This is a genomic window from Stutzerimonas sp. (assembly GCF_982611455.1).
Genome location: NZ_CEXBBO010000008.1, coordinates 1 through 23798, shown reverse-complemented (window position 1 = coordinate 23798; position 23798 = coordinate 1). Strand labels below are relative to the sequence as shown.

19 protein-coding genes, 1 other RNA gene and 1 pseudogene are annotated in these 23798 nt (G+C 58.8%); 13 read left to right on the top strand and 8 right to left on the bottom strand.

Going from position 1 to position 23798, the window contains the following annotated elements; translation table 11 throughout:
• Positions 1-13: 13 nt before the first annotated feature.
• From dapB to grpE, 4 genes are all read right to left on the bottom strand, one after another.
• Positions 14-820 (bottom strand): 4-hydroxy-tetrahydrodipicolinate reductase, encoded by an 807-nt coding sequence (dapB, locus tag AC2LD7_RS06955; RefSeq protein WP_484597031.1) that lies wholly within the window; start codon positions 818-820, stop codon positions 14-16.
• A gap of 78 nt (positions 821-898) precedes the next feature.
• Positions 899-2029 carry a molecular chaperone DnaJ gene (dnaJ, locus tag AC2LD7_RS06950; protein ID WP_484597030.1) on the bottom strand — a complete coding sequence of 377 codons (1131 nt, stop codon included), beginning with the start codon at positions 2027-2029 and terminating at the stop codon, positions 899-901.
• Between the two features lie 171 nt (positions 2030-2200).
• Complete coding sequence (gene dnaK / locus AC2LD7_RS06945) at positions 2201-4114, bottom strand: molecular chaperone DnaK (protein ID WP_484597029.1); 1914 nt, start codon at positions 4112-4114, stop codon at positions 2201-2203.
• Positions 4115-4210: 96 nt separating this feature from the next.
• Positions 4211-4780 (bottom strand): nucleotide exchange factor GrpE, encoded by a 570-nt coding sequence (gene grpE / locus AC2LD7_RS06940; protein ID WP_484597028.1) that lies wholly within the window; start codon positions 4778-4780, stop codon positions 4211-4213.
• A 234-nt stretch (positions 4781-5014) separates the two neighbouring features.
• Here grpE and recN point away from each other — a divergent pair, with 234 nt between their 5' ends.
• Positions 5015-6691 (top strand): DNA repair protein RecN, encoded by a 1677-nt coding sequence (recN, locus tag AC2LD7_RS06935; protein WP_484597027.1) that lies wholly within the window; start codon positions 5015-5017, stop codon positions 6689-6691.
• Between the two features lie 54 nt (positions 6692-6745).
• On the opposite strand, the gene fur is transcribed toward recN, so the two are convergent.
• The gene (gene fur, locus AC2LD7_RS06930) at positions 6746-7153 is read right to left on the bottom strand and encodes a ferric iron uptake transcriptional regulator (protein WP_255981111.1); all 408 of its coding nucleotides are present in this window, start codon (positions 7151-7153) and stop codon (positions 6746-6748) included.
• Between the two features lie 94 nt (positions 7154-7247).
• Here fur and AC2LD7_RS06925 point away from each other — a divergent pair, with 94 nt between their 5' ends.
• Entirely contained in the window at positions 7248-7751 is a 504-nt protein-coding gene (locus AC2LD7_RS06925; RefSeq protein WP_484597026.1) for an outer membrane protein assembly factor BamE, read from the top strand.
• 218 nt (positions 7752-7969) lie between these two features.
• On the opposite strand, the gene AC2LD7_RS06920 is transcribed toward AC2LD7_RS06925, so the two are convergent.
• Together AC2LD7_RS06920 and AC2LD7_RS06915 are read right to left on the bottom strand one after the other, a co-directional pair.
• Positions 7970-8302: an RnfH family protein gene (locus tag AC2LD7_RS06920; RefSeq protein WP_484597025.1), complete on the bottom strand. Its 333-nt coding sequence runs from the start codon at positions 8300-8302 to the stop codon at positions 7970-7972.
• A complete protein-coding gene (locus AC2LD7_RS06915) occupies positions 8295-8729 on the bottom strand; it encodes a type II toxin-antitoxin system RatA family toxin (protein WP_484597024.1) in 435 nt (144 codons plus the stop codon). Before AC2LD7_RS06915 ends, AC2LD7_RS06920 begins: the two co-directional genes overlap by 8 nt.
• Positions 8730-8947: 218 nt before the next feature.
• Here AC2LD7_RS06915 and smpB point away from each other — a divergent pair, with 218 nt between their 5' ends.
• Entirely contained in the window at positions 8948-9430 is a 483-nt protein-coding gene (gene smpB, locus AC2LD7_RS06910) for an SsrA-binding protein SmpB (protein WP_484597023.1), read from the top strand.
• A gap of 78 nt (positions 9431-9508) precedes the next feature.
• Here the strand turns inward: smpB and AC2LD7_RS06905 are convergent, their stop codons facing one another.
• Positions 9509-10297 (bottom strand): GntR family transcriptional regulator, encoded by a 789-nt coding sequence (locus AC2LD7_RS06905; protein WP_484597144.1) that lies wholly within the window; start codon positions 10295-10297, stop codon positions 9509-9511.
• Between the two features lie 279 nt (positions 10298-10576).
• Between AC2LD7_RS06905 and AC2LD7_RS06900 the strand changes: the two genes are divergently transcribed.
• The 10 genes and pseudogenes from AC2LD7_RS06900 to AC2LD7_RS06855 form a co-directional block, all read left to right on the top strand.
• Entirely contained in the window at positions 10577-12271 is a 1695-nt protein-coding gene (locus tag AC2LD7_RS06900) for an L-lactate permease (protein WP_484597022.1), read from the top strand.
• A 179-nt stretch (positions 12272-12450) separates the two neighbouring features.
• The gene (lldD, locus tag AC2LD7_RS06895) at positions 12451-13620 is read left to right on the top strand and encodes an FMN-dependent L-lactate dehydrogenase LldD (protein WP_484597021.1); all 1170 of its coding nucleotides are present in this window, start codon (positions 12451-12453) and stop codon (positions 13618-13620) included.
• Positions 13621-13675: 55 nt separating this feature from the next.
• Positions 13676-16513 (top strand): FAD-binding and (Fe-S)-binding domain-containing protein, encoded by a 2838-nt coding sequence (locus tag AC2LD7_RS06890; RefSeq protein WP_484597020.1) that lies wholly within the window; start codon positions 13676-13678, stop codon positions 16511-16513.
• A 165-nt stretch (positions 16514-16678) separates the two neighbouring features.
• Positions 16679-16975 (top strand): hypothetical protein, encoded by a 297-nt coding sequence (locus AC2LD7_RS06885; protein WP_484597019.1) that lies wholly within the window; start codon positions 16679-16681, stop codon positions 16973-16975.
• A gap of 153 nt (positions 16976-17128) precedes the next feature.
• Positions 17129-17507, top strand: a transfer-messenger RNA (tmRNA) gene (ssrA, locus tag AC2LD7_RS06880).
• Positions 17508-17680: 173 nt separating this feature from the next.
• On the top strand, positions 17681-18886 hold the full coding sequence (locus AC2LD7_RS06875) for a tyrosine-type recombinase/integrase (protein ID WP_042926690.1): 1206 nt from the start codon (positions 17681-17683) through the stop codon (positions 18884-18886).
• A gap of 459 nt (positions 18887-19345) precedes the next feature.
• Positions 19346-19585 (top strand): helix-turn-helix transcriptional regulator, encoded by a 240-nt coding sequence (locus AC2LD7_RS06870; RefSeq protein WP_081262886.1) that lies wholly within the window; start codon positions 19346-19348, stop codon positions 19583-19585.
• The gene (locus AC2LD7_RS06865; RefSeq protein ID WP_042926691.1) at positions 19578-20168 is read left to right on the top strand and encodes a helix-turn-helix domain-containing protein; all 591 of its coding nucleotides are present in this window, start codon (positions 19578-19580) and stop codon (positions 20166-20168) included. Before AC2LD7_RS06870 ends, AC2LD7_RS06865 begins: the two co-directional genes overlap by 8 nt.
• Before the next feature lie 480 nt (positions 20169-20648).
• On the top strand, positions 20649-23408 hold the full coding sequence (locus tag AC2LD7_RS06860; protein ID WP_042926692.1) for a class I SAM-dependent DNA methyltransferase: 2760 nt from the start codon (positions 20649-20651) through the stop codon (positions 23406-23408).
• Positions 23405-23746 (top strand): annotated as a pseudogene (locus tag AC2LD7_RS06855) (DUF1016 N-terminal domain-containing protein); the annotation flags it as partial. The gene AC2LD7_RS06860 and the pseudogene AC2LD7_RS06855, both read left to right, overlap by 4 nt.
• Between the last annotated feature and the right edge of the window lie 52 nt (positions 23747-23798).

Genomic DNA, 23798 nt, shown 5'->3' with positions numbered 1-23798 from the left:
CCGGCACGTATCTTCAGCGCAGCCCGAGTACATCCTGCATGTCATACAGACCTGCGGGCTGCTGCTCCAGCCACAACGCCGCGCGCACCGCTCCCTTAGCAAAGGTCATGCGACTGGAAGCCTTGTGTGTGATCTCGACCCGCTCGCCCTCGGCCGCGAACAGTACCGTATGATCCCCGACGACATCCCCGGCGCGGACGGTAGCGAAGCCGATGGTGTCCCGCTCGCGCACCCCGGTTTGCCCCTCGCGACCGTATACCGCAACCTTCTGCAGATCGCGACCGAGCGCTTCGGCTATCACTTCACCCATCCGCAGTGCAGTGCCGGATGGCGCATCGACCTTATGCCGATGGTGCGCCTCGATGATCTCGATATCGACCTCGTCACCCAGCACTCGCGCAGCAGTGTCGAGTAACTTCAGGCACAGGTTGACGCCCACGCTGAAGTTGGCGGCAAAAACGATGGGAATGTCCTTTGCTGCCGCGGCCAACTTTTCCTTCTCTTCAACCGAGAAACCGGTCGTGCCGATCACCATCGCCTTGCCAGCACATCGGCAGACTTCAAGATTTTTCAACGTCACCGAAGGATGGGTGAAATCGATCAGCACGTCGAACTCCTCGACGACCTTTTCAACGCTTCCAATCAGCGGCACACCGATTCTGCCGATGGCCGCAAGCTCGCCTGCATCAGCGCCAACCAGGGTGCTGTCAGCCCGATCGATCGCGGCGGTCAGTCCCGCAGCACCGCCAGTCTGCTGTACGGCTTCGACCAGGGTTTTACCCATGCGCCCAGCGGCGCCCATTACTGCAATACGTCGCATCCAGTCAGCTCCAGGCTGCAGGCTGCAGGCTGCAGGCGAAAGCTTGAAGCCTGTCGCCTGCAGCCTGCAGCCTTCTGTTTATAGATCACCGAAAAAACGCTTCATGCCTTCGAACCAACCGCTGGCCTTGGGTGAGTGGGAACTGTCGCTCTGCAATGTCTTGCGGAATTCGTCGAGCAGTTCGCGCTGACGCTTACCCAGGTTTACCGGAGTTTCCACCGCTACACGACACAGCAGGTCGCCAGCCGCACCACCACGTACCGGCGCGACACCCTTGCCACGCAAACGGAACTGCTTACCGGTCTGCGTCCCCTCTGGAATTTTCAGCTTTACTCGACCGTCCAGCGTCGGAACTTCCAGCTCGCCGCCCAACGCCGCGTCGGCGAAGCTGATCGGCACCTCGCAGTACAGATGCTTGCCATCACGCTGAAAGATGGGGTGCTCGCGGACGTTGACCACGACATAAAGATCGCCCGCCGGGCCACCCTGAGCGCCCGCCTCGCCTTCGCCAGTCAGACGGATGCGGTCGCCGGTGTCGACACCTGGCGGAACCTTGACCGAAAGTGTCTTCTGCTCTTCAACACGCCCTTGCCCATGACAGCTGCCGCAAGGATCGGAGATCATCTTGCCGCTGCCATGGCAGCGCGGACAGGTCTGCTGTACAGAAAAGAAGCCCTGCTGCATGCGCACCTGGCCGATACCACCGCAGGTGGTACAGGTAACAGGACTGGTCCCTTTCTTCGCACCGGAGCCATCACAGGTCTTGCACTCGACCAGCGTCGGTACACGAATGGTCACCGTGGTGCCGCGCACGGCCTCTTCCAGGTCCAACTCCAGCGTGTAGCGCAGATCGCTACCGCGCTGGGCACCGCCACGCGAGCTGCCCCGCGCACCGGTGAAGAAATCACTGAAAACATCACCGAAGATATCGGAGAAGTTGGCACCGCCATAACCAGCGCCGCCCGCACCTGCACCCATCTGCGGATCGACGCCGGCATGACCGTACTGATCGTAGGCCTGACGCTTGCTCGCATCGGACAGCACTTCGTAAGCCTCGTTGGCTTCCTTAAACGCTTCTTCGGCGGCTTTATCCCCGGGATTACGATCCGGATGGTGCTTCATCGCAAGGCGACGATAAGCCTTTTTCAGCTCCGCCTCGCTGGTGCCGCGTTCGACACCCAGCACTTCGTAATAGTCACGTTTGGCCATAAATTTCCTGAACCTTCAAATTCGTACCCTCCAGACACGCCGACGCGGGAGCAAGCCCCCGCGCGGCGATCAAGCCCGTCACGGAATCACCGCATCGGGTTGGAGCGAAAAGCAGCGGCCATGATGGCGGTCGCTGCTTCCCTCCAAGTCATGGAGGTCATAAGCCGCAGCTTACTTGTTGTCCTTGACCTCTTCGAACTCGGCGTCGACAACGTCGTCACCGGACTGCGCGTTGTCGCCAGCCTGCTCGCCTTCGCCGCCCTGAGGCTGCTCGGCGTACATCTTCTGCGCCAGCGGCGTGGAGGCCTGGGAAACCGCAGCGATCTTGGCTTCGATCTCGGCTTTGTCGTCGCCCTTGATGGCTACTTCCAGCTCGCCAATGGCTTTCTCGATATTGGCCTTGTCTTCTTCGGTGGCCTTGTCGCCGGCCTCGGTCAACATCTTGCGAGTCGCATGGACCAGTTGATCGCCCTGGTTACGTGCAGTAACCAGCTCCTCGAACTTGCGGTCTTCCTCGGCATTGGCCTCGGCGTCACGGACCATCTGTTCGATTTCTTCCTCGGACAGACCTGAGTTGGCCTTGATCACGATGGACTGATGCTTGCCAGTGGCCTTGTCTTTCGCCGACACGTGCAGAATACCGTTGGCGTCGATGTCGAAGGTCACCTCGATCTGCGGCATGCCACGCGGGGCCGGCGGAATCTCGGCCAGATCGAAACGACCCAGCGACTTGTTCTGCGCCGCCTGCTTGCGCTCACCCTGCAACACGTGAATGGTCACAGCGCTCTGGTTGTCATCGGCAGTCGAGAACACCTGCGACTTCTTGGTCGGAATGGTTGTGTTTTTCTCGATCAGCGCAGTCATCACGCCACCCATGGTTTCGATACCCAAGGTCAGCGGGGAAACGTCGAGCAGAAGCACGTCCTTGACGTCACCGGCCAGAACGGCACCCTGGATCGCGGCACCCATGGCGACGGCTTCGTCCGGGTTGACGTCCTTGCGCGCTTCCTTGCCGAAGAATTCGGCGACCTTCTGCTGCACCAATGGCATACGGGTCTGGCCACCGACCAGAATCACGTCGTCGATTTTGGAAACATCGATACCGGCATCCTTCATGGCGATTCGGCAAGGCTCGATGGTGCGCTGCACCAGATCCTCGACCAACGCCTCCAGCTTGGCGCGGGAAATCTTCACGTTCAGGTGCTTAGGACCGGTTGCATCGGCCGTAATGTACGGCAGGTTGACGTCGGTCTGCTGGCTGGAGGACAGCTCGATCTTGGCTTTCTCGGCCGCTTCCTTCAGGCGCTGCATGGCCAGCGGGTCACCCTTGAGGTTCATGCCGCTTTCTTTCTTGAACTCGTCGACGAGGTAGTCGATCAAGCGGATGTCGAAATCCTCGCCACCCAGGAAGGTGTCACCGTTGGTGGCCAACACTTCGAACTGGTGCTCGCCGTCGACCTCGGCGATCTCAATCACCGACACGTCGAAGGTACCGCCACCCAGGTCATAAACGATCACGGTGTGATCGCCCTTGGCCTTATCCATGCCATAGGCCAGCGCAGCTGCGGTTGGCTCGTTGATGATGCGCTTGACGTCCAGACCTGCGATACGACCGGCATCCTTGGTAGCTTGACGCTGACTGTCGTTGAAGTAGGCCGGAACGGTGATTACCGCCTCGGTAACCGCCTCGCCGAGATAGTCTTCGGCGGTCTTCTTCATCTTCTTCAGAATTTCCGCGGAAATCTGCGGTGGCGCCATCTTCTGGCCGCTCACTTCTACCCAGGCGTCACTATTGTCCGCCTTGACGATCTTGTACGGGACCATCTGAATGTCTTTTTGCACAACATCTTCATCGAAGCGGCGGCCGATCAGTCGCTTTACGGCGTACAGCGTGTTGTGCGGATTGGTGACCGCCTGGCGCTTGGCCGATTGACCAACCAGGATCTCGCCATCATTGGCATACGCAATGATCGACGGAGTGGTACGGCCACCCTCGGCGTTCTCGATCACCTTGGCTTTGCCGTTTTCCAGAATGGAGACGCAGGAGTTGGTCGTTCCCAGGTCGATACCGATAATTTTGCCCATGTGCTTCTCTCCGAACTTTGATTGATCCGCGCCTGTTTACCGGCAGCGGGTAACACAAAAACGCTTGGCTACCAGATGGGGGTCAGCAGCCAGAATTCAAGCCTTCTCATCAATCGAAGGCGGGGCTTCTGCCGGCGCCTTGCTGACAACGACCATCGCCGGACGCAGCAAGCGGCCATTTAGCAGGTAACCCTTCTGGAATACTTTGAGCACGCTTCCAGGCTCGGCATGGGTGCTTTCTTCCATCGCCATGGCCTGATGATGCTCGGGATTGAACGGCTCGCCTTGCGGATCGAGCGGCACCAACTGATGACGTGCCAATGTATCGAGCAGCAGCTTGAAGGTCAGCTCGACGCCTTCGCGCATGGGCTTGACCGCTTCGTCGTCCGGGTTCGACAGCTCGAGCCCGCGCTCCAGACTATCGGCAACGGCTAGCAGGTCACCGGCAAACTTTTCCAGAGCGAACTTATGCGCCTTTTCCACATCCTGCTCGGCGCGGCGGCGGATGTTTTGCAGCTCCGCCGCAACCCGCAGGGATTGATCCTGCGCCGCCGCCAGCTGCTCTTCGAGGGACTGCACACGGGCAGCCAGATCCTCGGCCACCTCGGCTTGCGCGGTCTCGTTCTCTTCGGGGGTCTGGTTGTCCAGGTTCTGCTCGTCGGCCATGCGTTCCTCCTCATCAAGACTTCAGCGGGCGGTCATTCCCGCGCTTGTGCCGCTATATGGGGGCGGCAAACTCGGCTTCAAGGGCAATCCGCATCTCGAATGAGCCTCAGCACCGCCAAGCCTCGCCCAGAGCCAACGCGCACACTTTGTTGACACACCACTTATGCCGAGCAGCTTGAAGCCGCCAGCGAAAGCACTGTATAAATAGCCAGTCACCTACGCAGGAGCCCTGCCATGCTGGTCCACCTCTCCGTTCACAACTACGCCATCGTCGAGCACCTCGACCTCGAGCTGAAACGCGGCATGAGCGTAATCAGCGGGGAAACCGGCGCCGGCAAGTCGATCATGCTCGACGCCCTAGGCCTCACCCTCGGCGACCGCGCGGACAGCAGCGTGGTACGTATCGGCGCGGACAAGGCGGACATTCTCGCCAGCTTCGATCTGGATGACATTCCCGATGCCAGAGCCTGGTTGGCCGAACGCGATCTGGACAATGACGGTCCGTGCATTCTCCGCCGAGTGATCACCGCCGAAGGCCGCTCGCGCGGCTATATCAATGGCACGCCCTGCCCACAGGGCGATCTGAAGGCGCTCGGCGAGCTGCTTATCGATATTCACAGCCAGCACGAACACCAGTCGCTGCTCAAGCTCGACACTCACAGGCGGCTGCTCGATGAATACAGCGGCAGTCAGGACCTCGCCCGCCAGGTTCAACTGGCCGCGCAGCGCTGGCGGCAGACCCGGCAAAGCCTGGAGCGACTGAGCAACAGCAGCGATGAACAACGCGCACGCCATCAGTTGCTGAGCTATCAACTGGAAGAACTAGAAACCCTGGCGCTCGGCGAAGACGAGCTGGAGCAGCTGGAGCAAGAGCACAAGAACCTCGCCAACGCCGAACATCTACTCGGCGCCTGCCGCCAGGTGATCGACCTATGCAGCGAGAGTGATGCGGGCAACGTGCTGTCAGCACTGACCTCGAGCCTGCAGCGCCTCACCGGATTCCAGAATCAGCCCGGCGCGCTCGGCGAGGCGGTTAACTTACTGTCCAGTGCACAAATACAGGTAGAAGAAGCAGTCGGCGAGCTGAACCGCTTCCTCGACCATTTCGACTCCGACCCGCAGCGCCAGCAGGCGCTGGAAGAGCGCCTGGATAGCATTTATACCCTAGCGCGCAAGCATCGAGTGCAGCCGCCGGAGCTTCCAGCATTGCAGCAGCGGCTGTTTGAAGAGCTTGAAAGCTTGAACGCCAATGATGACGCACTGGAACAACTCAGCGAAGAGCTCGCCGCGTATGCCCGACATTACCTTGAAAAAGCTGAGGAGCTGAGCGCTGCACGCCAGCAGGCCGCCGAATCGCTTGCCGTGGCTGTCGAAGCGGAAATTCAGCGACTGGGCATGCCTGGCGGCAAATTCAGCGTGGTGCTCAAGCCGACAGCGGAGGGCGAGCTGATGCCGCACGGACTGGAACAGGTGGAATTTCTCGTCAGCGCCAATCCGGGACAGCCATTGCGCCCATTGACGAAGGTCGCCTCTGGCGGCGAACTGTCGCGAATCAGTCTTGCGATTCAAGTAATCACCGCCCAGACCTCACGAATCCCGACACTGGTGTTCGACGAAGTGGACGTCGGTATCGGGGGCCCCACCGCCGAAGTGGTCGGGCAGTTGCTGCGACGCCTCGGTGAACGCGGGCAAGTACTTACCGTCACCCACCTGCCGCAAGTAGCGGCGCAAGGGCACCATCACCTGTTCGTGCACAAGGCTCGCGGCAAGGACGAGACCCATACGGCAGTTGCCGCACTGGAAGAGGGCGAACGCGTCGAAGAAATCGCCCGCATGCTCGGCGGAGTCGATTTGACCGAACAGGCGCTGGCCCACGCCCGACAGATGATTGGCTCAGCCCAAGCCTCTTAACAGATACAAAAAAGGCGACCTACGGGCCGCCTTTTCCGCTGCGTGCAGCGCTGATCATTCAGCCTTTTTGCGCACGTAAAGCACCAAATTGTGATCGACCAGCTCGTAACCGTGGCGTTTGACGATTTCTTTCTGCAATTTTTCGATTTCAGAGTCGAAAAACTCGATGACATCGCCACTGTCGACACAGACCATATGGTCGTGATGCCCGCTGTCGGCGAGCTCGAATACAGCATGGCCACCGTCGAAATTATGCCGAACCACGAGGCCGGCCGCCTCGAACTGGGTCAACACACGGTAGACAGTTGCCAGACCGACATCTTCGCCGGCTTCCATCAATGCTTTATAGACGTCCTCAGCGCTCATGTGACGCCGGTCGGTGGTATCCAGCATCTGCAGGATTTTGACCCGTGGCAGGGTTACTTTGAGGCCAGCTTTGCGTAGTTCGCTATTTTCAACCATGGTTGGCTTTCTCGCTGCTGCTGTTTCGCAGCCTCCTTCAATACGGGTATGATCCGGGTCTTTGCCCAGCCAAGATAGTGGAAGTCACCTACCGATGCAAAACACCAAGCTCATGCTGTCCAGTCTCACGCTTGTGGGCCTGTTCGCACTCGCCGGTTGTTCATTCCCCGGGGTTTACAAGGTCGACATTCAACAGGGCAATGTCGTTACACAGGACATGATAGACCAGTTACGCCCTGGAATGACCCGCTCGCAAGTACGGTTTATTATGGGCAACCCGCTGATCACCGACACCTTCCATGCCGACCGCTGGGATTACCTATACAGCATCCAGCCGGGCGGCAGTCAGCGCCAGCAGGAACGTGTAAGCCTGGTATTCAATGGTAACGACCAGCTGGCAGGCTTGGCCGGTGATTTCAAGCCGGGCGTCAGCCGCGACGAGGCGATCCTCGGCACTGATCAGCCTGCCATCGAAACACCGGTACGCACCGAGCCAGAGGCGACCGAACCCGGTTCACTGCTTGAGCAGATCCAGCGCGACGTCGACGCTGCCGAGCCGGCCCCGGTGCCAGCTCCGGATCCCCTGGAAACAAACTAGTGGCCTGTACGGCTAGTTGGTTAACCCAATCGGGTAGCTGAGATTCCGAGACAAGGCGCTGCGACGAGTCATAGCTGGCTATGGCGAGGAGCAGCAACGCCGTATCGGGGCCTCAGGCGCCGAAATTGACTAATTGAGCTAGCCACACAGGCCACTAGGCACAGAGATAAAAAGAAAGCCTGGCACTTCAGGCTTTCTCGCTACTGACTGCCACAACCCTAAGCAGTCGAGCCACCGCACGACTCGCTGGCCCTGCTCTGCGCCGCCTTCGCCGCGCGCTGCTTACGCACTTCCTTCGGATCGGCAATCAACGGCCTATAAATTTCTACTCGCTCGCCTTCTTCAAGCACGCGCTCGTCCGGCCTGGGTACCGACTTGCCGAAAATACCAAGCGGTGCGGACTGCAGGTCCAGCCCCGGAAAGAAACCGTCCAATCCGGAAAGCACCGCCGCCTGGCGCATGGTTGTGCCCTGAGGCACGGTCAGGCGCAGCAGCTTCTGCTTGTCGGCAAGCGCATAGACTACCTCGACCGCGATGATCGGCTTATCCATAGAGCTGTTTCGCTCGATCACAGAACGCATCGACCAAGGTATTGGCGGCCTGATTGAATAACGGCCCAAGCGTGGCCCGGACCAACGGACCGGCGTAATCGAAGGTTAGATCGAGGCTGATCTTGCAGGCCTTCTCACCCAGCGCCTTGAATTCCCAGATGCCATGCAGATGACTAAACGGACCCTCTTCGAGAGTCATCTCGATGCGCTTACCAGACTGCAACTCGTTACACGTGAGGAAGCGCTGACTGATGCCGGCTTTCGCTACCGTCATACTTGCCTGCATCCGAGTCTCGCTACTGAACAACACCTCGGTAGCCGAACACCAAGGCAGAAACTGCGGGTAGCTGGCCACATCATTGACCATGTCGAACAGCGCGTGCGCCGGATACGGCAGTAATGCCGAGCGTTGAATATGCGTCGTCATGTAGACCTTTCTTCGTCATTCGACGGTCAGAAACCGCCACAGCAAGCGGCGACGAGCAATCACCGAGAGCAAGAGCCATACGCAGGTTCCGCCGCACTGGGCCTGAACGCGCGCAAAAAGCACATTGTCTGGGATAAGCGCGCCCCTCTCAAGTTTCATACCATCGCAGCGTGCTGGTTATCGCCAGCCGCAGCGGGACTCCCTATAATGCGCAGCCTATGGCCAAACAGAAGAAACAGTCCCCTGGGACCATCGCGCTAAACAAAAAAGCGCTACACGACTACTTCATCGAACAAAAATTCGAGGCGGGCCTCGTTCTGGCCGGCTGGGAAGTAAAGAGCCTCCGTGCCGGCAAGGCGCAACTCGTCGATAGCTACGTGCTATTGAAAGATGGCGAAGCCTGGCTGATGGGCTGTCACATCACACCGCTCACCACAGCCAGCACTCACGTGATCGCCGACCCCACCCGCACTCGAAAATTGCTGTTGAACAAGCGCGAGCTGGGCAAGCTGTTCGGCGCGGTACAGCAGAAGGGCTACGCCTGCATTGCGCTGTCGATCTATTGGAAAAAGCATCTGATCAAGTGCGATATTGCCTTAGGCAAGGGCAAGAAAGAGTTCGACAAGCGCCATACGGAGAAAGAGCGCGACTCCGACCGCGAAATTCAACGCGCCATGCGCACCAAGGGCAAGGAAGACTGACCGGCCCAGCCCGAGCGGGGAGAAGCGTCTTTCCCGCTTTTAGCAACGCAGCTATCCAGCCGTCTCGGCCCCATTGCTTTAGCCCTCAGTGGGCTTCTCGACCCTACCTTGCCGCCGCTGCGCTCGCGCCAGCCGCTGCGCTTCCTGTTGCCCTTCGGCAAGCACTTCCTGCACGTAGCTGATATGGCGATGGGTCACGTCGCGCGCCTCGTTGGCTTGACGGCAAATAATCGCATCGTAGAGCTCCTGATGCTGCTTCATGAGCATGTTGCGAGTCTCCTTGCGCAGCGCATACATGCCACCGATGTTGGTCACCACGTTGCGCTTGAGCAGATCGAACAGGCCACGGATCGTATGCAGCAACACGGCGTTGTGACTGGCCTCGGCGATGGCCAGATGAAAGCGCGCATCGGCGGCGCCCTCCTCGGCTCGGGTCACCGTGCCCTCACGCAGATAGCAGTCCTGCAGCGCCGCGAATGCTTCGCCGAGCCGTTGCTGATCGACCTCTGTGGCCCGCAGCGCGGCGTAATAAGCGCAGCTGCCTTCCAGCGTATGACGGAATTCCAGTAGATCGCGTTGTGCGTCCGCGTTGTTTTCCAGCAAATGCAGCAGCGGATCGCTGAACGTCGAGCCCAAGGACTCGGCAACGAAATTGCCGCCGCCGTGACGGCTGATCAACAACCCCTTCGCCGCAAGCTTCTGGATGGCTTCGCGCAATGAAGGACGGGACACACCGAATTGCTCGGCCAACACCCGCTCAGCAGGCAGGCGCTCCCCAGCCTTGAGCGTGCCCTCGAGAATCATGGTTTCGAGCTGTTCCACAATGTTATCGGCCAGCCTCCGCTGACGCACCATTCCCACTTCCATGACTTCCTCGATTGGTTTGACCACTGAACGAATGCCAGCGTAGTCAGGCATTCAATGCGCCGCAACAAAGGTTCATTACGACCAAAGTATATAGCTTGCTAATTGACGCAGCGGCGATCCAGCTCTTACGCTGGCCGAGCCCCGTCATAAATTGGTCTTACCAATTTACAACTGTAAAGCATCCAATAAGAAGAGGACTACTAATGCGGTCTCCAGACCTCCGCTCACCTCTGGCCCAACCGGGCCCCACCCGTTCCACGCGACCAAGGGAGTCCGAACATGTCTAACGGACTGCTCGCCCTATTCGCCTTTGCTCCAATTTTGCTCGCTGCCGCTTTACTGATCGGCCTGCGCTGGCCGGCCAGCCGCGCCATGCCAGTAGTGTTTCTCTTCACCGCTGCCATCGGCCTGTTCGTCTGGGACATGAGCTTCACCCGAATCATCGCCTCCAGCCTGCAGGGTCTGGTCATCACCCTCGGCCTGCTGTGGATCATTTTCGGCGCAATCCTGCTGCTGAACACCCTTAAACATTCCGGCGGTATCACCGCCATTCGTGCAGGCTTCACCACTATCAGCCCCGATCGCCGCATCCAGGCGATTATCATCGCCTGGCTGTTCGGTTGTTTTATCGAAGGCGCTTCCGGCTTCGGCACTCCGGCCGCCATCGCCGCACCGCTGCTGGTCGCGGTTGGCTTTCCGGCCATGGCCGCCGTACTGATGGGCATGCTGGTACAGAGCACCCCAGTGTCTTTCGGTGCGGTAGGCACGCCGATCATAGTCGGCGTCAACAGCGGACTGGATACCGCCACGCTGGGCGCTCAGCTGGTTACGCAGGGCTCGAGCTGGCAAATCTTCATGCAGCAGATCACTAGCAGTGTGGCGATCACCCACGCCATCGTCGGCACCGTGATGCCGTTGATCATGGCGATGATGCTGACGCGCTTCTTCGGCAAGGAAAAAAGCTGGAAAGCCGGCTTCGAAGTACTGCCCTTCGCCATCTTTGCCGGCTTGGCATTCACCCTGCCCTACGTGGCCACCGGCGTGCTGCTGGGTCCGGAGTTTCCATCGTTGCTAGGCGGCCTGATCGGCCTGGCCATCGTCACTACCGCTGCTCGTTTCAACTTTCTTGTGCCGAAAACCGCCTGGGACTTCGCCGATGCGAAAGACTGGCCGGCCGAATGGGTGGGCACCGTCGAGATGAAACTCGACGACCTCGCCGCGCGCCCGATGAGCGCCTTCCGCGCCTGGCTGCCATACGTGCTGGTGGGAACGATCCTGGTCATTAGCCGGGTCTTTCCGCAGGTGACCGCCGCATTGAAATCGGTCTCCATCGCCTTCGCCAATATCCTCGGCGAGACCGGTGTCAGCGCCAGCATCGAGCCGCTGTACCTGCCCGGCGGCATTCTCGTCGCGGTCGTGCTGATCACTTTCTTCATGCATGGCATGCGTGCCGCCGAACTGAAAGCCGCGGTGAAGGAGTCCAGCGGCGTGCTGCTTAGCGCAGGCTTCGTCCTGCTGTTCACCGTGCCGATGGTGCGCATCCTGATCAATTCTGGAGTCAATGCCGGCGATCTACCGAGCATGCCGATCGCCATGGCCCGTTACGTTGCCGACAGTGTGGGCAGCGTCTATCCGTTGCTGGCCCCTTCCGTGGGTGCGCTGGGTGCGTTTATCGCCGGATCGAACACCGTCAGCAACATGATGTTCAGCCAGTTTCAGTTCAGCGTCGCGCATTCGCTGGGGATTTCCGGCGCGATGATCGTCGCCATCCAGGCCGTCGGCGCCGCCGCGGGTAACATGATCGCCATCCATAACGTGGTCGCCGCGTCCGCCACCGTGGGCTTGCTAGGTCGCGAGGGGGTCACCCTGCGCAAGACCGTTTGGCCTACGCTGTATTACGTGCTGTTCACTGGAGTGATCGGCATGGTGGCAATCTACCTAATGGGTGTGACGGACCCGCTGGTCGGCACCTGATTCAATGCACAGCCTTTGTCCCGAGATGTTCGGGGCGAAGGCATTGATCCACGTCCGTAATCATCGCGCACCCCAAATCAGCGCCTGATCAGGGCAAAAAGCCAGACCGATAACGATTCCTTCGTCGAAGACGGGGAGCACAACAGACTTACCTCGTCTTTAACCGGTGAGAACAAACAATGATCATCTCTGCCTCTACGGATTACCGCGCTGCCGCAAAACGCAAACTTCCGCCGTTCCTGTTTCACTACGTCGACGGCGGCGCCTATGCCGAGTACACACTGCGTCGCAACGTTGACGACCTGGCCAGCCTCGCCCTGCGCCAGCGCGTTCTGCGCAACATGTCGGAACTCAGCCTGGAAACTCAACTATTCGGCGAAATCCTGTCGATGCCGGTAGCGCTGGCCCCGGTCGGCCTGACCGGCATGCTCGCCCGCCGAGGGGAAGTTCAAGCCGCCCGCGCCGCCGACAAGAAAGGCATTCCCTTTACGCTCTCTACCGTATCGGTTTGTCCGATCGAAGAAGTGGCCCCGGCGATCAAGCGGCCGATGTGGTTCCAGCTCTATGTCCTCAAGGACCGTGGCTTCATGAAGAACGCCTTGGAACGTGCCAAGGCTGCCGGTGTGACCACACTGGTATTCACCGTGGACATGCCCACCCCAGGCGCCCGCTACCGCGACGCTCATTCAGGCATGAGCGGCCCGAACGCCAACATTCGCCGTATGCTTCAGTCCATGACCCATCCGTTCTGGGCCTGGGACGTGGGCCTGCACGGCAAGCCGCACGATCTAGGCAATATTTCTACCTACCGGGGCCATCCGACCGGGCTCGAGGATTACATCGGCTGGCTCGCCGCCAACTTCGATCCGTCGATCTCCTGGAAGGACCTGGAGTGGATCCGCGAATTTTGGGACGGCCCGATGGTGATCAAAGGCATCCTTGATGCCGAAGACGCCCGCGACGCCGTAACCTTCGGCGCGGATGGCATCATCGTTTCCAACCACGGCGGCCGCCAACTTGATGGCGTACTGTCCAGCGCGCGCGCCATGCCGGCCATTGCCGATGCGGTCAAAGGTGATCTAAAGATTCTTGCCGACTCGGGCATTCGCAGCGGCCTCGACGTGGTGCGGATGATCGCCCTCGGTGCAGACACTGTATTGCTTGGCCGGGCCTTCGCCTATGCACTGGCGGCGGACGGAGAAGCCGGCGTTACCAACCTGCTCAACCTAATCGAGAAGGAAATGCGCGTGGCGATGGTGCTGACCGGCGCCAAATCCATCAGCGAAATCAGCACCGACTCGCTGGTTCGCGAACTGGGCCAGTACCAGACGACCAAACACGTCGAATAAGCCTAACGAGACCGCGCGGTACCCGACGCGGTCCGCTTCATTTCCTGGAGCCTGCATGAACGCGCCTGCCACCCTACCGAACGACTTTCTCGCTGCCGTCGAACGGTTGATTCCGGCGGAACGGCGCTTCGACGACCCGCTCTCGACGCTGGCCTTCGGCACCGATGCGAGCTTTTACCGGCTGATTCCCAAGCTGGTGGTGCGCGTCGAATCCGAAGCCGAAGTGGTGGGATTGCTGCAACTGGCCCATGCCCAAAACGTACCTGTGACCTTTCGTGCTGCCGGCACCAGCCTCTCCGGCCAGGCAATTTCCGATTCCGTGCTGATCGTCCTCGGCGACAACTGGAACGGCCGCGAGATTCGCAACGGCGGCGAACAGATCCGCCTGCAGCCGGGCGTGATCGGCGCCAATGCCAATGCCGTATTAGCGCCTTTTCAGCGCAAGATCGGCCCCGACCCGGCTTCGATCAATGCGGCCAAGATCGGCGGCATCGTCGCCAACAACTCCAGCGGCATGTGCTGCGGGACGGCGCAAAACAGCTACAAGACGCTCGCCGGCCTGCGCCTGGTGCTGGCCGATGGCACCGTGGTCGACAGTGAAGACGCCGCCAGCGTCGACTCCGTCCGCCACAGCCACGGCGCGGTGCTCGATCAGCTCGCCGAACTCGGTCGCACCACACGCGCCAACACCGCGCTGGCCGACAAGATCCGCCACAAGTATCGACTGAAGAACACCACTGGCTTCTCGCTCAATGCGCTGGTCGATTACGACGAGCCACTCGATATCCTCAACCACTTGATGGTCGGCTCCGAAGGCGCGCTCGGCTTTATCAGCGCGGTCACCTACAACACCGTGCCCGATCACCCGCACAAGGCTAGCGCGCTGATCGTCTTCCCGGACGTGGAGACTTGCTGCCTGGCCGTACCGGTGCTCAAGCTGCAGCCGGTGTCGGCGGTCGAACTGCTCGACCGTCGCAGCATGCGCTCGGTGGAGAACATGAAAGGCTTGCCGGAATGGGTCAGGGACCTTTCCGGCAATGCTTGCGCGCTGCTGATCGAGTCCCGTGCCGCCAGCCAGTCACTGCTGCATGAGCAGATCAACCTGATCATGACCTCCATCGCCCATTTCCCGGTGGAGAAACAGGTTGATTTCAGCGAAGACGCGGTCGTATACAACCAGCTCTGGCGCATCCGCAAAGACACTTTCCCCGCCGTCGGTGCGGTGCGCCAGACGGGCACCACGGTGATCATTGAGGATGTAACCTTCCCCATCGAACGCCTGGCCGAGGGCGTCAACCGGTTGATCCAGCTGTTCGAAAAACATGCTTACAACGAGGCGATCCTCTTCGGTCACGCGCTGGAAGGCAACCTGCACTTCGTCTTCACCCAGGGCTTCGATGACCCGCAGCAAATCGCTCGCTACGAAGCCTTCATGGGTGACGTCACGCAACTGGTCGCCGTAGAGTTCGGCGGCGCGTTGAAGGCCGAGCACGGCACCGGCCGCAATATGGCACCCTTCGTCGAGCTGGAATGGGGACACGAAGCCTATCAGCTGATGTGGCAGATCAAGCGCTTGCTCGACCCGCAGGGCATTCTCAATCCGGACGTGGTGCTCTCCGAAGATCCGCAGATCCACCTGAAAAACCTCAAACCGATGCCGGCGGCCGATAAGATCGTCGACAAGTGCATCGAGTGCGGCTTCTGCGAGCCCGTCTGCCCATCCAATGGACTGACCCTGACGCCACGCCAACGCATCGTGGTCTGGCGCGACATCCAGGCGAAAAAGCGCGCCGGTATCGATACGGCCGAGCTGGAACGTCTCTACGACTATCACGGCGTCGAGACCTGCGCGGCTACCGGCCTCTGCGCTCAACGTTGCCCGGTGGGTATCAACACTGGCGATCTGGTGCGCAAGCTACGCGGTCGCAACGCCGACAACACCCGCGCGGCGAACTGGCTGGCCGAGCATTTCAGCACCGCCGTACAGGGCACACGTTTCATGCTCCATGTGGCCAACGGCGCGCACCTGATGATGGGCACGCGCCTGTTGAGCAAGGCGTCCGAAGCCTTCAGCAAGGCCAGCAAAGGGCGTGTGCCGCAATGGTCGTCAGCCATGCCACAGCCGCTGCAGCGGCTCCACCTGCCCAAACCAACGGCTCAGGATGAGCGACCGCGCGTTGTCTATTTCGCGGCCTGCGTGTCGCGCGCCATGGGCCCGGCGGCACGCGATCAGCAGCAGGAACCGCTGCTCGATACCACCCGCACCCTACTGGAAAAAGCCGGCTATCAAGTCGTATTTCCGGACACCCTTAACAACCTCTGCTGTGGTCAGCCATTCGCCTCCAAAGGCTATGCCGAACAAGCTGAACGCAAGCGCCAGGAAACGTTGGATGCTCTGCTCAGGGCCAGCCGCGGCGGGCTCGACCCGATCTACTGCGACACCAGCCCCTGCACGCTTCGGCTGGTTCAGGAGCTGACGGATGATCGTCTGCAGATCTTCGATCCGGTGCGTTTCATTCGCACTTTTCTGCTTGATCGCCTGGAGTTCGAACCCCAGCAGGCGCCGATCGCCGTGCATGTCACCTGCAGCACCCAGCACTTGGGTGAAGCCCAGGCCCTGATCGACATCGCCCGCCGTTGTGCCATTGAAGTGGTGGTGCCTGAAGGCATCCATTGCTGCGGCTTCGCCGGTGACAAAGGATTCACCACACCGGAGCTCAACGCGCATTCGCTGCGCAGCCTGAAGGACGCCGTGCAGGTCTGCAGCGAAGGCATCTCCACCAGCCGCACCTGCGAGATCGGCCTGTCGCAACACGGCGGCATTGATTACCACGGGCTGGTTTATCTGGTGAATCGCAACAGCCGGGCCAGAGCCGCTACAGCTCCGACCTGACCGAGCACAACTGAAGTGTCGGTCACGAAAGATGAAACGCTCGAGCGCAACCGTAGTCCGAAGTTAGGAGCCCAGTATTGGAAGAGGCTCTACTCATCTCGGCGCCGCCGCGCAATTGCGAAATCAGGCAGGCCCGCCGGGAAGTCAACTCCCTGGAGGACTCTCATGAAGACATTTGCCCTATTTGCCGCAGCAGCCCTGATCGCCAGCCCCGCAGCGTTTGCCGCCGACAAAGACCTTTGTCAGCTCAACATGCAGGAAATCGACGACAACATGGCTACCAGCCAAGCGACACTCGGCGAGCCAGCCCTTAGCGAAGTCGAGGATTTGATCAAGCAGGCGCGCCAGGCTCAGCAATCAGGCGATACCGAAACCTGCATCGCACATTCCACCAAGGCACTACAGGAGCTAGAAGGCCCCGGCAGTTCCGGCAGCTCCAGCACTAGCGGCACCGGCAACTGAGCCTAGATAGGCAAGGTCGCCGCTTGTTGGCCTTGCCGATTTCTGTTCCGTTCTGAAAGCCGACAAAGCGTCCCAAACTGACTTATGAAGCGTTCGACGAGCCAGAGGTTCTGGCGTACACTGCGCAGCACATGAAGCCGCAACACGCTTCATGGGGCCGATTAGGATTCGACGCCGGTAACAAAACTCTAGGTGCATGCCGAGTTGGTAACAGAACTCGTAAATCCACTGTTGCAAACTTATAGTTGCCAACGATGACAGCTACGAAGGGTACGCGCTAGCCGCCTAACCTTCATCTGGTCGCTTCGGCGCCAGCGGTCACTAGGGGATGCCTGTAAACCCGAAATGACTGTCAGATAGAACAGGATCGCCGCCAAGTTCGCTGCAGACGTAACGGTTAAAACTCATGCAGCTCGCTCCAAGCACCCTGCCAATCGGGCGGCGCGGAGTTAACTCAATAGATTTGGCTACGCATGTAGTACCGACAGTGGAGAGCTGGCGGACGGGGGTTCAAATCCCCCCGGCTCCACCATTTTGTCTTCCCAGGAAGACCCAGAAAAGCCGTAAAGCCCAGAGAAATCAAAGCTTTACGGCTTTTTTATTGCCCACGTTTTGCTATCTAATCCCAGGGCATCCCACGGTTGACGGGGGCACATATGGGGGCATAAAACGCTCATCAGCTCGCTCGGAGAGGATGTGCCCCCAATGCCCTTGAAAGACACCAACTGCCGCAACGCCAAGCCCCAGGACAAGCCCTACCGGCTGTATGACGAACAGGGTTTGTATCTTGAAGTGCAGCCTAATGGAGGCCGTTACTGGCGCTTGAAGTACCGCTTTCTGGGCAAGGAAAAACGCCTTGCTCTTGGCGTTTACCCAGAGGTCGGCTTACAGGATGCTCGTCGCAAGCGTGATGACGCTCGTGTTCAGCTTGCCGGCGGCCAAGACCCTTCGCTGCAAAGACGCATGGCCAAAGTGGTCAGCCAGCTCGATCACCAGCACACCTTTGAATCGGTCGCCAAGCAATGGCTCACTGTTCGCGAATCCTCCTGGGATCCGGAGTACACCCGCACAGTAAGGCAGCGCCTTGAGCTCAATGCCTACCCCTGGTTGGGAAAACTTCCGATCAGCAGCATCAGCACGCCCATGCTGGTCGAAAACCTCCAGCGCATCATCAAGCGCGGTGCTCGCGAGACGGCACGTCGTGTAGCCCAAATCTACAAACAGATTTTCGAGTTCGCCGAAGCTGCCGGTATCACCCCACCCAACCAGATTGGCAATCTCTCACGTACGCTCCCAGCCAAGCGGGTGAAACATTTTGCTGCCGTGACCGATCCTGAAAAACTCGGCGCACTGCTTAAAGCACTAGATAGCTACAGCGGAACAATGCCTGTCTGTTGTGCCTTAAAACTGGCCCCGTTGCTGTTCTGCCGGCCCGGAGACCTTCGACATATGGAATGGTCGGAGGTCAATCTGGATGCTGGCGAGTGGTTGATTCCTGGTCACAAGATGAAAGGGCTAACTGCTACCAAACAGGATCGCCCAGATCACCTGGTTCCCCTCAGCCAACAAGCAGTCGCTGTTCTACGCGAACTGAAACCGCTCACCGGCAGGCATCGGTATACCTTCCCCTCGGCCCGAGGAGGCGACCGACCGATGTCCAACAATGCCGTTCTCAGCGCGTTACGCCGCATGGACATCAGCGGCGACGAAATGACTGGGCACGGCTTTCGTGCAACAGCGAGAACCATAGGTGCTGAGGTGCTGGGATTTCGCCCCGATCTCCTGGAGCATCAGCTTGCTCACACGGTAAAAAATCCGTTGGGACGGGCGTACGACCGAACGTCATTTCTGCCAGAACGACGCGACATGATGCAGCGCTGGTCAGATTACCTAGATGCGATCAAGGCCTGAGCTCACTGCCTGGGCTTGCAATACCGATTCCCGCTTGGTAAAAATCAGGCATCCCTCGGACGTTCATAGGACTCCATGGGATCGTCACGCTGCCCCAGTTACGGCGTTAAGAATCCGAAGTCCATCTGCTGTTAGCAAATGGACTTTCTGGGTACCTCATCGGGGTATCGCCAGCATCTCGCAGGCCTTTTGCGCCTGCTCGCCTGCAACAAGGCTGCTAAAGAAACGTATGGACTCCTATTCCGTACCAGCAGGGTCTTTCCTCTCCCCCACGCCAAAGACACAGCTTCAGCTGTCATGCGCACAGCTGAAGCCGGCAATAAACCTCGGAGGCCCGTAACACGAGGCCCGACAAACATCCCTGCTTTGCAGTAGGAAAATCCGAGCGCCACTCCCAACACATATGCGTATTGCAGTACTTGAGGACCGCTGCAACGCCACCGCCTGAGCACCAGTTAAATGTCAGCACAAACTATTGCACCCAGCCCAGAGGAACCGCGCTTCCTTCGCCTGCCCGAGGTTGAACTCGCTGTCGGGAAAAAGAGATCCACGATCTATCGCGACATAGCAGCGGGAAAATTCCCTGCTCCATATGATCTAGGCAGCAGCAGATCGGTTGGCTGGCTCAGCACGGAGATATCTGCCTGGATCCTGAGCCGGCCGCGCGTACAGTTACGTGGGAGGCATAACAATGACTAACACCTCCGCCCCACTGCGCGCACAGACTCAGTGGTTTCATGTCTTTAGGGCCATGATCGATCAGGGTGATGTCGCCCGAATCGGGCCCCATGCATTTACGGTTTATGCCGTCATCAAGGCACACGCCAATTTCGACCATGGATTATCGAAACCGGGCATCCAACGGATTTCCGAACAGTCTGGAGTCAGTCAGGCACAGGTCAAACGGGCATTAGGGGTTCTCGAAAAAGCAGGTTTCATTGCAAAGAAAAAGTTCGGCCGATCCAATCACTACATGCTACGCGAAAAGGTCCAGGTCACTGAGGCCGGCTTACCACATACCGTAGTAACCTGGGATTACGTGCCGGACCGCGCCCAGCAGACCGTTACTGAGCTTAAAAAAGCCATGATCGCTGGCGATCTCGCAAGTACGCGAACACTGAATATCGAGCGTCTGAATATACAAATCAATCTGGCAGGTGGTAATTCCCAGATCGATTTAGGCTCATTGCACACCGACCTAGATCGACTGCCAGCCGGCATTCGAGAAACGCTGCGTAGAAACCTCAATCGCCGTGGTGATCTTATACACAGCTCAGAGTGACACGTATCAACCTGAGCTGTGTACCATCTGGATGGAGCTCACCTAGAGCTCCGTCGCGTTGGAATACAGCTCAGGCTGAGCCGCTAAAAAGAAAGATAAAATAAAAAAGAGTAGTTCTGGGGGCGACGCAACCTCCTGAGTGAAAGCCCCGAAGCCATTTTGGGTTACGGGCAGCTACCGTAAGCTCGATTCGACGAAACCCACCAGCCCATTTGCCGCTTTTTCGCATTGCAGAAGCGCCTTCCTTTATCATCCCCGGCATCGTGTAATGATTGATTCCCCATTCACTGGCTCAGGGCGCTCGGCTGTCGAATCCAGTGGCATCCAGCATAAACCGAGGCGACTGAGCAGAGCTGAGTTGCGATGCTGACGCCAGGCCGACAGAGCGGCATGTGCCGGCCGGGATGTGACCCTCGCCCAAAAATTTTAGCGGCTAAAATCGCCGCCTTCGCGCATCAGCGATCTGGACAGTGGTAAACCATGAATGCAGTAGAAATTGAGTCCGCCATTTCGGACCTGGCCCTAGAGCCCTTTGACGCGGCGGAGTTCCCGTTCACCTTCCTGGCCGCATTCGGCAACAAGGAAACCGCGCTCAAGCGCCTGCGCGCTGGCAACAACAACGCCTCGGATGTACCTGGCGGCGTACTACTGCGCAGCAACATTCATATCGCCGCATGCGAGCCTGGCACCGTGGGCGAAACGCTCAAGGCCTTGCGCGCCAGCCCGGCCACCATAAAAGCTAAAGCCAAGTTCATCCTCTCCACCGACGGGCAAACGCTGGAGGCCGAAGAACTGATCACGGGTGAAACCATCACCTGCGACTACCCTGACTTTCCCAACCACTTCGGCTTCCTGCTGCCGCTGGCCGGCATCTCCACCATCAAGGAGATCAAAGACAACCCCATCGACGTGCGTGCCACCAGCCGCCTGAACAAGCTGTACGTCGAACTGCTGAACGAGAACCCGGACTGGGCCAAGACCGAACGCCGCCATGACATGAACCATTTTATGTCTCGGTTAGTGTTCTGCTTTTTTGCTGAAGACACAGATATCTTCACTGGCGACGGACTGTTTACCACGACGGTTGAGCACTACAGCGAGCGCGACGGCTCCAACACCGCCCAGGTGCTGTCGGAAATCTTCCGCGCTATGAACCTCAAGTTGGCCGAGCGTGCCGGTGCAGAACCGCGCTTGCCTGGCTGGGCCAACAAATTCCCGTATGTGAATGGCGGCTTGTTCTCTGGAAGCACTGAAGTACCGCGCTTTACGCGCATGGCGCGTACTTACCTGCTGCACGCCGGCAACCTGAACTGGCAAAAAATCAACCCAGACATTTTCGGCAGCATGATTCAGGCCGTGGCCGATGATGAAGAGCGCGGCGCACTGGGCATGCACTACACCAGCGTGCCCAACATCCTGAAAGTATTAAACCCACTATTTCTGGATGATCTGTGTGCTCAGCTGGAGGCAGCGGGCGACAACAAGGCCAAGCTGCTTAACCTGCGCAAGCGTATGGCGCGCATCCGCGTATTTGACCCAGCATGCGGTTCCGGCAATTTCCTGGTCATTGCCTACAAGCAGATGCGCGATATCGAGGCGGAGATCAATCGTCGCCGGGGCGAAGCTCACAATAAGTCCGAAATACCGCTGACCAATTTCCGCGGCATCGAGCTACGCGACTTTCCGGCAGAAATTGCCCGACTGGCCCTTATCATTGCTGAGTTTCAGTGCGATGTGTTGTATCGCGGGCAGCAGGATGCTTTAGCTGAATTTCTACCGTTAGACTCACAGAATTGGATTGTCTGCGGCAATGCGCTGCGGCTGGATTGGTTGGCGGTGTGCCCGCCGACGGGGACTAGCGTGAAGCTGGCAGCGAACGATTTGTTCGACGTGCCATTGGACCAATCTGAAATCGCCTTCGAAAACGAAGGAGGCGAGACGTACATCTGCGGTAACCCGCCGTATATTGGCGACAAATATCAATCGAAAGAGCAGAAGAGCGACATAAAAAGCCTTACCAAAAAAGACGTGCGCGCTGTCGATTACATCACTGGGTGGCTTTGGAAAGCATCAGACTACATTCGCAGCGGAGGCCGATTCGCCTTCGTTTCTACGAACTCTATCTGCCAAGGTGTTCAGGTTCCGCTGGTGTGGCCGAGAATAGTCATGGCGGGGCAAGAGATTTTCTTTGGCCACAAAGCTTTTCTCTGGGGTAACAACGCTGCTAGGAACGCGCAAGTCACCTGCATAATTGTTGGCGTGGCCAATTTAGGCGTCAAACAGAAATACATCTTCGACGGTGAAGAGCGAAAAGAAGTTGAAAGCATCAACTTATATCTCGCGCCCGGCAAAAATATCATCGTCGAGCGGGCGAATGATCCCATCTCTGGTGTATCGACCATGTTTGGCGGGAACATCCCGAGAGATCAGGGAAATCTGTTGCTCACGCCCGATGAGGCAAGGGATTTGCTGGACTCTTATCCTGAGGCAGCGCCTCTAATAAAGCCGATCCTTGGCTCCAAAGAGTTCATCAATGGCCTAGAACGGTACTGTCTCTGGATAACTGACGAACAAGCGCAGATCGCCTTTTCAATTCCGCCCATCAAGGCGAGGCTTGACCGCATACGAGAATATCGTCTGCATGGCAGTGAACGTGGCCGTGCCGGCCTCGACACACCCTACAAGTTTGAACGGACTATCATCGGAAACGACCACACCATCATCATTCCAAGCGTCTCGTCGGAGCGCCGCGCTTATCTCCCTTGCGGTTTGCTGACGAGTGACGTGCGCGTCTCAAATCTTGCACTTGCCCTCTACGACGCCCCACTTTGGAACATGGCCCTCATCGCCTCCCGCCTGCACCTCGTTTGGATTGGCACCGTCTGCGGAAAAATGAAAACGGACTTCCGCTACTCCAACACACTTGGCTGGAACACCTTCCCAGTGCCGAGGCTCACAGAGCAAAACAAGGTCGACCTGACCCGCTGCGCTGAAGATATTCTGCTGGCCCGCGAAGCACACTTCCCCGCCACCATCGCCGACCTGTATGACCCAGACACCATGCCTGAGAACCTTCGCCGTGCCCACGAGCACAACGATGAAGTGCTGGAGCGTATCTATATCGGTCGTCGCTTCAAGAACGACACCGAACGACTGGAGAAGCTGTTTGATCTCTATACCAAGATGACAGCAGACACAGCAAAGGCCACGCCGAAGAAGCTACGAGGGAAAATGGCATGAACGACACCCCTGCTAGCCTGACCACACCACCCGAGGGCTACGGCGAGTGGTTAGCAGACCTCAAAGGCCGCATCCATAGCGCCCAGCAGCGCGCCACGCTGGCGGTAAACCGCGAACTGGTGCTGCTCTACTGGCAGATCGGCAACGATATTTTGACCCGGCAGGCACAGCAGGGCTGGGGGGCCAAGGTGATCGAGCGGCTGGCCCATGACCTGCGCACCGCCTTTCCTGAGATGAAGGGATTTTCCCGCGCCAACCTGATGTATATGCGCGCCTTTGCCGAGGCCTGGCCGGATGCCGCAATTGTCCAACAGGCTGTTGGACAATTGCCCTGGGGGTGTTGGCGCTGATGGAAAATTGACCCACCTTGCCGATTGAAATTTGACCCAG

Bases quoted from the DNA above. Each gene is read 5' to 3' on its own strand.
- dapB (WP_484597031.1), bottom strand. From the start codon at position 820: ATGCGACGTATTGCAGTAATGGGCGCCGCTGGGCGCATGGGTAAAACC.
- dnaJ (WP_484597030.1), bottom strand. From the start codon at position 2,029: ATGGCCAAACGTGACTATTACGAAGTGCTGGGTGTCGAACGCGGCACC.
- dnaK (WP_484597029.1), bottom strand. From the start codon at position 4,114: ATGGGCAAAATTATCGGTATCGACCTGGGAACGACCAACTCCTGCGTC.
- grpE (WP_484597028.1), bottom strand. From the start codon at position 4,780: ATGGCCGACGAGCAGAACCTGGACAACCAGACCCCCGAAGAGAACGAG.
- recN (WP_484597027.1), top strand. From the start codon at position 5,015: ATGCTGGTCCACCTCTCCGTTCACAACTACGCCATCGTCGAGCACCTC.
- fur (WP_255981111.1), bottom strand. From the start codon at position 7,153: ATGGTTGAAAATAGCGAACTACGCAAAGCTGGCCTCAAAGTAACCCTG.
- AC2LD7_RS06925 (WP_484597026.1), top strand. From the start codon at position 7,248: ATGCAAAACACCAAGCTCATGCTGTCCAGTCTCACGCTTGTGGGCCTG.
- AC2LD7_RS06920 (WP_484597025.1), bottom strand. From the start codon at position 8,302: ATGGATAAGCCGATCATCGCGGTCGAGGTAGTCTATGCGCTTGCCGAC.
- AC2LD7_RS06915 (WP_484597024.1), bottom strand. From the start codon at position 8,729: ATGACGACGCATATTCAACGCTCGGCATTACTGCCGTATCCGGCGCAC.
- smpB (WP_484597023.1), top strand. From the start codon at position 8,948: ATGGCCAAACAGAAGAAACAGTCCCCTGGGACCATCGCGCTAAACAAA.
- AC2LD7_RS06905 (WP_484597144.1), bottom strand. From the start codon at position 10,297: ATGGAAGTGGGAATGGTGCGTCAGCGGAGGCTGGCCGATAACATTGTG.
- AC2LD7_RS06900 (WP_484597022.1), top strand. From the start codon at position 10,577: ATGTCTAACGGACTGCTCGCCCTATTCGCCTTTGCTCCAATTTTGCTC.
- lldD (WP_484597021.1), top strand. From the start codon at position 12,451: ATGATCATCTCTGCCTCTACGGATTACCGCGCTGCCGCAAAACGCAAA.
- AC2LD7_RS06890 (WP_484597020.1), top strand. From the start codon at position 13,676: ATGAACGCGCCTGCCACCCTACCGAACGACTTTCTCGCTGCCGTCGAA.
- AC2LD7_RS06885 (WP_484597019.1), top strand. From the start codon at position 16,679: ATGAAGACATTTGCCCTATTTGCCGCAGCAGCCCTGATCGCCAGCCCC.
- AC2LD7_RS06875 (WP_042926690.1), top strand. From the start codon at position 17,681: ATGCCCTTGAAAGACACCAACTGCCGCAACGCCAAGCCCCAGGACAAG.
- AC2LD7_RS06870 (WP_081262886.1), top strand. From the start codon at position 19,346: ATGTCAGCACAAACTATTGCACCCAGCCCAGAGGAACCGCGCTTCCTT.
- AC2LD7_RS06865 (WP_042926691.1), top strand. From the start codon at position 19,578: ATGACTAACACCTCCGCCCCACTGCGCGCACAGACTCAGTGGTTTCAT.
- AC2LD7_RS06860 (WP_042926692.1), top strand. From the start codon at position 20,649: ATGAATGCAGTAGAAATTGAGTCCGCCATTTCGGACCTGGCCCTAGAG.